This is a genomic window from Mycobacterium sp. 1423905.2 (genome assembly GCF_001673155.1).
Lineage (GTDB): Bacteria > Actinomycetota > Actinomycetes > Mycobacteriales > Mycobacteriaceae > Mycobacterium.
This window is the reverse complement of sequence record NZ_LZLE01000303.1, coordinates 34,689-43,832: the sequence shown is the minus strand read 5'-3', so window position 1 is coordinate 43,832 and position 9,144 is coordinate 34,689. Positions and strand designations below refer to the sequence as shown.

Annotated in this window: 6 protein-coding genes; 3 read left to right on the top strand and 3 right to left on the bottom strand. The window is 65.8% G+C overall.

Going from position 1 to position 9,144, the window contains the following annotated elements:
- The 3 genes from A9W95_RS20105 to A9W95_RS20095 form a co-directional block, all read left to right on the top strand.
- Positions 1-456 (top strand): ABC transporter permease (locus A9W95_RS20105; protein WP_082983219.1); only part of this gene is annotated, 456 nt, incomplete at its 5' end.
- A complete protein-coding gene (locus tag A9W95_RS20100; RefSeq protein WP_067416763.1) occupies positions 453-2,291 on the top strand; it encodes an ABC transporter ATP-binding protein in 1,839 nt (612 codons plus the stop codon). The genes A9W95_RS20105 and A9W95_RS20100, both read left to right, overlap by 4 nt.
- Complete coding sequence (locus A9W95_RS20095) at positions 2,284-3,948, top strand: ABC transporter family substrate-binding protein (RefSeq protein ID WP_067416761.1); 1,665 nt, start codon at positions 2,284-2,286, stop codon at positions 3,946-3,948. Before A9W95_RS20100 ends, A9W95_RS20095 begins: the two co-directional genes overlap by 8 nt.
- Here the strand turns inward: A9W95_RS20095 and A9W95_RS20090 are convergent.
- The 3 genes from A9W95_RS20090 to A9W95_RS20080 all read right to left on the bottom strand — a co-directional run bounded on the left by A9W95_RS20090 (position 3,935) and on the right by A9W95_RS20080 (position 9,050).
- Entirely contained in the window at positions 3,935-5,203 is a 1,269-nt protein-coding gene (locus A9W95_RS20090; protein ID WP_067416757.1) for an alpha/beta hydrolase, read from the bottom strand. The two genes, A9W95_RS20095 and A9W95_RS20090, sit on opposite strands and share 14 nt — an antisense overlap.
- A 77-nt stretch (positions 5,204-5,280) precedes the next feature.
- Positions 5,281-7,902, bottom strand: a complete 2,622-nt coding sequence (locus tag A9W95_RS20085; RefSeq protein WP_067416755.1) for an AAA family ATPase — start codon at positions 7,900-7,902, stop codon at positions 5,281-5,283.
- A complete protein-coding gene (locus tag A9W95_RS20080) occupies positions 7,899-9,050 on the bottom strand; it encodes an exonuclease SbcCD subunit D (protein WP_067416752.1) in 1,152 nt (383 codons plus the stop codon). The genes A9W95_RS20085 and A9W95_RS20080 overlap by 4 nt, the downstream gene beginning before the upstream one ends.
- Positions 9,051-9,144 lie beyond the last annotated feature (94 nt).

The window sequence follows — 9,144 nt, the reverse complement described above, 5'->3', positions numbered from 1 at the left end:
AAGAACTCGTCGAACATCTTGTCGTTGGTGCTGTTGCTGGCCGGCTTCGGTTGGATGATCAGCTCCCGAATGGTGCGTGGCATGACGATGAGCTTGCGGGAACGCGAATTCATCCGCGCGGCAAAATATATGGGCGTCACCAGTCGACGCATCATCGTCGGCCACGTGATACCCAACGTGGCGTCGATTCTGATCATCGACGCCGCGTTGAACATCGCCGCGGCGATTCTGGCCGAAACCGGATTGAGCTTCTTGGGTTTCGGCGTGCAACCGCCCGACGTGTCGCTGGGTACGTTGATCGCCGACGGCACGCAATCCGCCACGACCTTCCCGTGGGTGTTCTTGTTCCCGGCCGGGGTCCTGGTGCTGATTCTGGTGTGCGCCAACCTCACCGGTGACGGCCTGCGCGACGCGTTGGATCCGGGCAGCCAGACGTTGCGGCGTGGTGGTCGATGAGCGCGTTGCTCGAGGTAACCGATCTGGCCGTCACCTTCCCGACCGACGCCGACCCGGTGACGGCGGTCCGCGGCATCAGCTACCAGGTGAACCCCGGCGAAGTGGTGGCCATGGTGGGCGAGTCGGGTTCGGGTAAGTCCGCGGCGGCGATGGCGGTGGTGGGGCTGCTGCCCGACTACGCGCAGGTGCGCGGGTCGGTGCGAGTGCAGGGCACCGAACTGGTCGGACTGGGTGACGGCGCGATGTCGCAGATTCGCGGCAAGGTGATCGGCACGGTGTTTCAGGACCCGATGTCGGCGTTGACCCCGGTGTACACCGTCGGTGATCAGATCGCCGAGGCGATCGAAGTCCACCAACCGAAGGTCGGCAAGCAGGCCGCGCGTGCTCGCGCGGTGGAGCTGCTTGAGCTGGTGGGTATTTCGCAGCCGGAGCGGCGCGCCCGGGCGTTCCCGCACGAGCTCAGCGGCGGGGAGCGGCAACGCGTGGTCATCGCCATCGCGATCGCCAACGATCCCGACCTGTTGATCTGTGACGAGCCGACCACCGCCTTGGACGTCACCGTGCAGGCGCAAATCCTCGACGTGCTCAAGACCGCGCGCGACGTCACCGGCGCCGGGGTGTTGATCATCACCCACGACCTAGGTGTGGTGGCGGAGTTCGCCGATCGGGCGCTGGTGATGTATGCCGGCCGGGTGGTCGAATCGGCGCAGGTGCACGATCTCTACCGCGATCGGCAAATGCCTTACACCGTGGGGCTGTTGGGCTCGGTTCCCCGGTTGGACGCCGCGCAGGGCACCCGGCTGGTGCCCATTCCCGGGGCGCCGCCGGCGTTGACCGCGTTGCCACGGGAATGCCCGTTCGCGCCGCGCTGCCCGCTGGCCATTGACGAATGTCGCGCGGACGAACCGGCGTTGCTGGAAGTCGGCGCGAATCATCGAGCCGCCTGCATCCGCACCGAACATGTCGTCGGACGCAGCGCCGCCGACATCTACGGGGTCAATACCGACACCAGCGCGTCGGCGCCCAGTGATGGCTCCGTCGTAGTGCGGGTACGCGATCTGGTCAAGACCTACCCGCTGACCAAAGGCGTGGTGCTGCGCCGCAGCATCGGTGAGGTGCGAGCGGTCGACGGTATCAGTTTCGAACTACAGCAAGGCCGCACGTTAGGCATCGTCGGGGAGTCCGGATCTGGTAAGTCGACCACGTTGCATCAGATCTTGGAACTTGCTGTCCCGCAATCCGGTTCGATCGAAGTGCTCGGCACTGACGTTGCCGACTTGACCCGCGCGAGCCGACGCGCGCTGCGCCGCGACATCCAGGTGGTATTTCAAGACCCGGTGGCGTCCCTGGACCCGCGCCTGCCCGTCTTCGACCTGATCGCCGAACCGTTGCAGGCCAACGGGTTCACGAAGGGCGATACGCAGGGGCGGGTCGCCGAATTGCTGGGCATCGTGGGACTTCGCCGCGCCGATGCCAGCCGCTATCCGGCCGAATTCTCCGGCGGGCAAAAACAGCGCATCGGCATCGCGCGGGCGCTGGCACTGCAGCCCAAGATCTTGGCGCTCGACGAGCCGGTGTCCGCGCTGGACGTTTCGATCCAGGCCGGCATCATCAACCTGCTGCTCGACCTGCAGGAGCGCTTTTCGCTGTCGTATCTGTTCGTCTCCCATGACCTTTCGGTGGTCAAGCATCTGGCCCACCAGGTGGTGGTGATGTTGCGCGGCACGGTCGTCGAGCAGGGCAACAGCGACGAGGTCTTCGCCAATCCCCAGCACGAGTACACGCGGCGGCTACTGGCTGCGGTGCCGCAACCGGAGGCGGATCTGCATGACTAACCGCGTCCGCGTCGCCCTCGCCGTACTGGTTGCCGCGCTGATGCTGGCGGCATGCTCGGCCGGCAGCCAGGTGCCGCCGCCCACCGGAAAAGGCGCGATCGGCACCAGCAGCGACATCAACCCCCAGAACCCCGCTAGCCTGCAGGAGGGCGGCAACCTGCGGCTGGCGTTGAGCGAGTTTCCCTCCAACTTCAACATTTTGCACATCGACGGCAACAGCGCCGAAACGTCGTCGATGCTCAAAGCCACCCTGCCCAGCGCGTTCATCATCGGCCCGGACGGGTCGACGACGGTGAACACCGACTACTTCACCAGCGTGGAACTCACCGGCACCGACCCGCAGGTCATCACCTACACCATCAACCCCAAAGCGGTGTGGTCCGACGGGGCACCTATCACCTGGCAAGACATCGCCAGTCAGATCCATGCCACCAGCGGCGCCGACAAAGCGTTCGAGATCGCCGGCAGCAACGGCGCCGAGCGGGTCGCGTCGGTGACCCGGGGCGTCGACGACCGGCAAGCCGTCATGACGTTCGCCAAGCCCTACGCCGAATGGCGCGGCATGTTCGCCGGTAACGGCATGTTGCTGCCCGCCAGCCTGACCGCGACCCCCGAGGCGTTCAACACCGGCTGGCTCTCCGGACCGGGCGCATCGGCCGGCCCGTTCATCGTGACTAAACTGGACCGGGCCACGCAGCGAATCACGTTGCAGCGCAACCCCACATGGTGGGGCAAGCACCCGCTCCTGGACTCCATCACCTTTCTGGTGCTCGACCCAGCCGCGTCACTGCCGGCACTGCAGAACAACGCCATCGACGCGACCGGCGTCGGCTCCCTGGACCAACTCATCATCGCCGAGCGCACCAAGGGAATCTCCATCCGGCGGGCACCAGCGCCGAGTTGGACGCACTTCACCATGAACGGCGCGAAGGGTTCGATCTTGGCCGACCCCCAGTTGCGGCTGGCTGTCTGCGCGGGAATCGACCGACGAACGATCGCCAAGGTCGCGCTGCACGGCCTCACCGATGACCCTGCGCCACTGAACAATCACGTCTTCGTCGCCGGGCAGAAGGGATACCGCGACAACAGCACCCCTTATGACCCACAACGGGCCAACAGCGAACTCGACCGGTTGGGCTGGCTGCGCAACGGGGAGTTCCGGGAGCGCAACGGTCAGCAACTTGTCGTCCGCCTCCTGTTCTACGAATCGCCGAACGCCAAAGTGTTCACCCAGATCGCTCAGCACAGTCTGGCCCAAATCGGGGTCAAGCTCGAGCTGCAAGCGCGTTCGGGCAGCGGCTTTTTCAGCAATTACGTCAATGTGGGTGCCTTCGACATTGCCCTGTTCAGTTGGCAAGGTGACGCGTTCCCGCTATCCGGGCTCACCCAGATCTACGCCTCCGATGGGGAAAGCAACTTCGGCAAGATCGGCAGCCCGGAGATCGACGCCGCGATCCAGCGGACGCTGGCCGAACTGGACCCCGAGAAGGCCCGAGACTTGGCCAACGAGGTCGACCGGCAGTTGTGGGCCGAAGGGTTCAGCCTGCCGATAACTCAGTCGCCGGGCACCACCGCCGTGCGCAGCACGCTGGCCAATTTCGGCGCGCGGGGCTTGGCGGACTTGGATTACACGGCAATCGGTTTCATGCGCGACTGACTGCGCGCCGCCGTAACGATGGCAGCTTCGGGAGTTTCGGTTTTGGCAGTGCGTGTTCGGCCCGGGCGAGCAGGCCGAGCGTTTTCCAGAGCAGGCGGATGGGCAGCGGTGGCGGCAGCGCATCGAGCGCCGGAATACGGTCCAGCAGTCCGTCGATCTCGCCGCGAATTACCGCTGCGGCGATTTGCAGTCCGGCAGGTTCGCGGAAGTCGAGCGCGCTGTGCGCCATTGTGGGCAGCTTCAGCAGCGTGGCGTTCGGGACCAATGACGCCACCCGTTCGGCCACCGCGGGTGGGGTCACCAGGTCGCGTCCTCCGGCCACTATCACCGTGGGCCAGCCGAACTTGGGCAACTCGTCCACCAGGTCATAGGGTTCGGCCACGAAGTCGTCTGTAACATCCAGTGTTTCACGCATGGCGACGGCGGGGTCGAGGGGCAGACCGTCGGGTTCGGCGGCGTAATCGAGTTCACGGAACGCGATGCGGCCGACCAAGTCGGTCTCGTAGCGGTAGGGCACCTTGCGGGTGACGACATAGCTGACCTTCGACAACGTCCGCCACAGCAGCGTGCGGCCGGCGAGTAAGAGATCAAGATGGCGCTCGAGCAGTTCGGGGCCGCCATAACCGTAGACGGTGGCGGCGACCTGGCCGTCCGCGGCGGTCATCTTTCCCGTCTCGACCAGTCGCCGGACCTTCGGAGCCAAGGTTGCGGTCTCTGGGCTGTCACCCTTGAGCAATACCGCACGAATTGCGTCCCGTACTTGGGCGATGTCGTGACGGGACAGTACGGTGCCATCGAGGATCATCGCGCGCACCAGGTTGGGGTGGCGGACACCGAGAACGGCAGCGAGGTAGGTGCCGTAGGAGATCCCGTAGATGACCGCCGAGTCCACATGGGCGTCGGCCAAGACCGCGGCGATGTCGTCGACCGCTTGATTGATGGTGATCGCCTCGGGAGACAGGTCGGCGCCTTTGTCGTCGTACCGCGACATCCCAATGCCGCGGTGTTCCACCATGAGGACGTCCAGACCGGCCGCTGCGGCTCGGCGGCGGAATCCCTTGTAAGCCAATATTGAGGCCATGCCCGGCCCGCCCGGAATCACGACCAGCGGGTGCGCCGACTTGCGGCCGGTGCGCACGTAATAGACGTCGAATTCCTCGGCACTGTCCGGCGACACGGGACGGCGCACCGCTCGGACCCCGGGCAGCTTCGCCAATTTCTGGTGCGTTCGCCGCCGCATCGCGTTCATGGTCATCGCTGTTGGTCCGCCATAGGTCCATTGTGCCGACGTCGGTGCGCACCGGCACGATCGGTGGGTGAGGGTGCTGTCGCTCAGGCGGTCAGGTTGATGCGCTGTGCTCCCTTCACGCCGTCATAACGGGACGGACTGCAGGTCAGGACGATCACCTGGCCATGCGCCCCCACGGTGTCGAACACCTCGCCCATCTTGGCCAGCCGATCGGGATCGGTGAAGCCCAGCGCATCGTCGACCAGTACGGGAACGGTGTCTTCCTTGGCGACCAGGGCCGCACAGGCCAGTCGCGCCAAGATGCCGAGTTGCTCCTTGGCTCCGCCGGACAAGGATTCGTATGGCACGGTGACGTTGTTGATGGTGCGGCTGCAGATGCGCAGGTCGCTGTCGACGTCGACTTCGAAGGTGGGTCCGAACACCGGGCGGCCGAGGCGCTGCAGTTCGGCGCGGTAGGGCTCGACGTAGCGTTGCCGGGTGGTGTCGCGGTGACGCCCCATCACCGTGCGCAGCAACTGCGCCGCCTGGGCTCGACGGCTAACGCCGCCATGGTGGCTGAGCGCATGTTCGCGTTCGGTTTCGGCGGCGTCGAGTTTGCCTTGCCGGCCTTCGCTGCCGATCACCGACAGTTCGATACTGACCTGGCGCAGCGCGGCAACGGCGGCGCTGTGTTGATCGCTTAACGTTTCCGCCAGTTGGGTGGCAGCGGCGAGTTCGGCGGTGATCACGGGCGCCTCCCGAGCGTTCAGCGTCGCAGTGAGTTCGGCTACTTCGTGTTCGGCGGTTTGCATCGCGCGTAGGTCGGCCTCGGCCTGGGCGGCGAGGTCCTCGTCGCTGAGCGCTGACCGCTGGTGGGCCAGGCGCGTCGTGTCCGCGTCCAAGGCGGCGCGTTGGGTTTGGAGGGTGTTCTGCAGAACTGTTGCCTTCGTGGTCGATTCGGCGAGCCGCCGACTGGCGGCCGCGGCGTTTTGCCGAGTGGTTTCACAATCCTTCTCGGCGACTTTGCGGGCCGCCTCGGCGGCGGCAAGGCCGGCGCGGGCGGTGGCGGCGTCCGTGGTGAACAAGTCCGGTTCGGCGGGTTGAGTGGCTTGCAATTGCGCAAGTCGGGCTCGGAGTTGGTCGACTTGCTCGTCGCCGCGCAGGCCGGTCAGCGTGGCGGCGAGTTGGTCGCGGATGCCCTCCAGTTCCCTGCGCCGCTGGTTCAGAGATCGCGCTGCGGCGCGGTCGGTGACCGCGGCAGCCTGCAGGACTGCGGTGAGGTTGTCTTGTGCGGCAACGTGTTCGGCTCGGATGTCCAGCGCGGTCACGCCAGGGGTGATGCGAGCAGTCAGTATGCCGGGCACTCGGACCTCGGTGGGACCGGTGGCGGTGGTGGACCACGAGTCCCCGGATCGCAGTGACACGCATTCGGCGTCAACGGTGAGCTCGATGTCGGACTCCGCGGTGAATTCGACGACGGCGGAGAGCAGTTCGAGCTGGCAGCCGGTGCGATCGACCACCGCCGCGGCGTCTTCGATGCGGCGGAGCAGCTCGTCGGTCAAGGTGATGGCGGCTAGGTCGGCGGCTACTTGTGTTCGGGCGAGTTCGATTTCGTCGATCTTGGCGAGGCGGGTGGTCAACCGGTCGGCCTCCTCGCGGGCGGCGATCTGGTCGAGCGTGTGACGAGCCGCTTCGACGCGCTGTTGGGCGGCGGTCGAGGTTCGTTCGGCGTCCTGCATGGCGCCGTCGCACGCTTGGGCGTGGGTGGTGACCGTTGCCAACTCGGTAGCGGCGGCTGTGCATTCTTCTTCAGTGGCCTTCAAAGCCGCTGTGCGCGTTTCGATTTCGGCGCAGAGAGCGAGGCGTGCGGCGTGCGCGGCCTTGGAGGCGGCGCTGGTCGCGGCGGCCGCGGCCGCAATCAGGTTTGCGTCGTGCACTTTGTCGTTCAGGGCGGCGATCTCGGCCGCCGCTGCTTGCGCGGCCGCGAGCCTCGGGGCAACGTCATGCAGTTGCTGCGACAGGCCGGCCACCTGTTGGGTGAGGTCCGCGTGACGAGCCACCCGGTCATCCACTTCCGCGACGGCCGCGGCGCACTCGGACACAGTCTTCTCCGCGGCAGTGAGTCGGTTGATCGCGGCGGCCCATTCCCCGGTCGGCCTCCCGGTAGCGGTGAAGTAGCGCGCATATTCGGCGTCGATGCGCTCGATGAGTAATGGCTCTGCACCCGAGAACGTCGCGGCGTCTCCGGCGGCGATATCGAGCGCGCGCGACAACGCATCGCAGCACGAGAGGTCGACCGCGGCGGTGGACGCGGCTTGCAGAACCCGTTGGGCCCGCCACAACTCGGCGTCCACCGTCTCTGCCAACATCGCGCGGACCCGGTCGTGCGCCTCGTCGCCGGTCAACTGCTCGCGGCGGGGAGCCAGCACCGTCAGCGCCGTCTCATACTTCTTGTGGAAGCGCTTGCGATAGACGAATCGATACGGCCCGCTGCTGATTTCGGCGGTCACTTCGGAGCCCGCGTCCGCGTTGGTCGGCTTGACCTGCTTGACTTCTTTTTTGGTCGACCGGTCCTTGAATTCCAGCAGCAGGTCCAGCGCCTCGATCATTGACGACTTGCCGATCTCGTTGGCGCCGCATACCACTACCACGCCTTGTTCGGGGAACTCGATCTCGCGGTGTGCAATGCCGCGGTAGTTGGTCAATGTCAGCCGGTGTAGTTTCATGCCGCGCCCCGATCGGTGAGTCGCAGCAGAAGTGCCAGCGCCGCTTGCGCGTTGCTAGCGGACTCGGCGTCGCCGGTGCGCGCCGTCTCGACCAGCTCCTCCACAGCTGCGGCGGCGAAGCCCCCCAGGCCGAGATCGCTGAATTCACCATCGGCAGGCATGACCGCGAGATGGGTGTGACGCTCCCACAACCCGAGCCAGGCGAACAGCCGTGCGTACCTGTCCAGGCATGCATCGAGGGCGGCGCGGTCGGTAACCGTCAACGTACCGGTCAGCGCGAGCCGCACGACGGTGCGTTCCTTGTCTGCCAGTTGGTCGAGATTGATGTCAAGGTCGGCGATCTCGCGGTTGTCGTCGACCTGCCTGTGTAGGGTCAGAAACCGCCAGCGCCCAATGTGGCGGGCTTCGACGGTGGTTGGTCGTTGCGGATCGCTCTCGTCGATGTCGACTACGAGGACATGGCCGGGGGCAGCCTCGATGTCATCGAAGTTCGTGACTTCCGGTGAGCCGGAATACCAGATGCGGCCGCTGCCTCCGACTTGGGTGAGTGAGTGTTTATCCCCTAGTGCGACATAGTGAATCGCGCCGGCGCAAAGGGCGGCATCAACGTTGGCGAGGCGGATCAGAGATGTCTTGTCCGGGTCCGGGTCCAGCAAGTCAACACCGCCGTGCGCGACGAGTATCCGGGTGACGTCGTCTGGGCGTATGTCTTTCAGTACTTCTGCGACCAGATCGGTGGTGGGCGCCTTGGACCGCCAAGGTACAGCGACGATTTCCAGCCCCGGTCGAACCTCGTGTACGCCGGCGCGGTCGAGCACGACGACGTTGTCGGGGCATTCGGCGGTGAACAGGGGGTTGGTGTAAACCGAAGACGCGTCCAGCGGGTCGTGGTTGCCCGGCAACAGGTAAACCGGAATGCCTATGGCGCGCATGGCTTCCAGCGACTGACTGACGACCTGCGGCGCGAGTTGGTTGTGTTCGAAAACGTCACCGGAGACGACGACGAACTCGGCACCGACTTCGCGGGCCAGTGCACCGAGCCCGGCGACCGCGTCGCGGCGGGCCGCCGAGTAGCGCGGCTGCGCGTCGCCGGCCAGGAAGTGTCGCGTCATACCCAGTTGCCAATCGGCGGTATGCAGGAATTTCATGCCGGCGACCCCCTTTCCGAAACGTCGTGTCGTTCAAGGCATGGCGAGCATAAAAGTGGGGACCGACAAGTCTTGGGAAGCCGATCGGCACGTC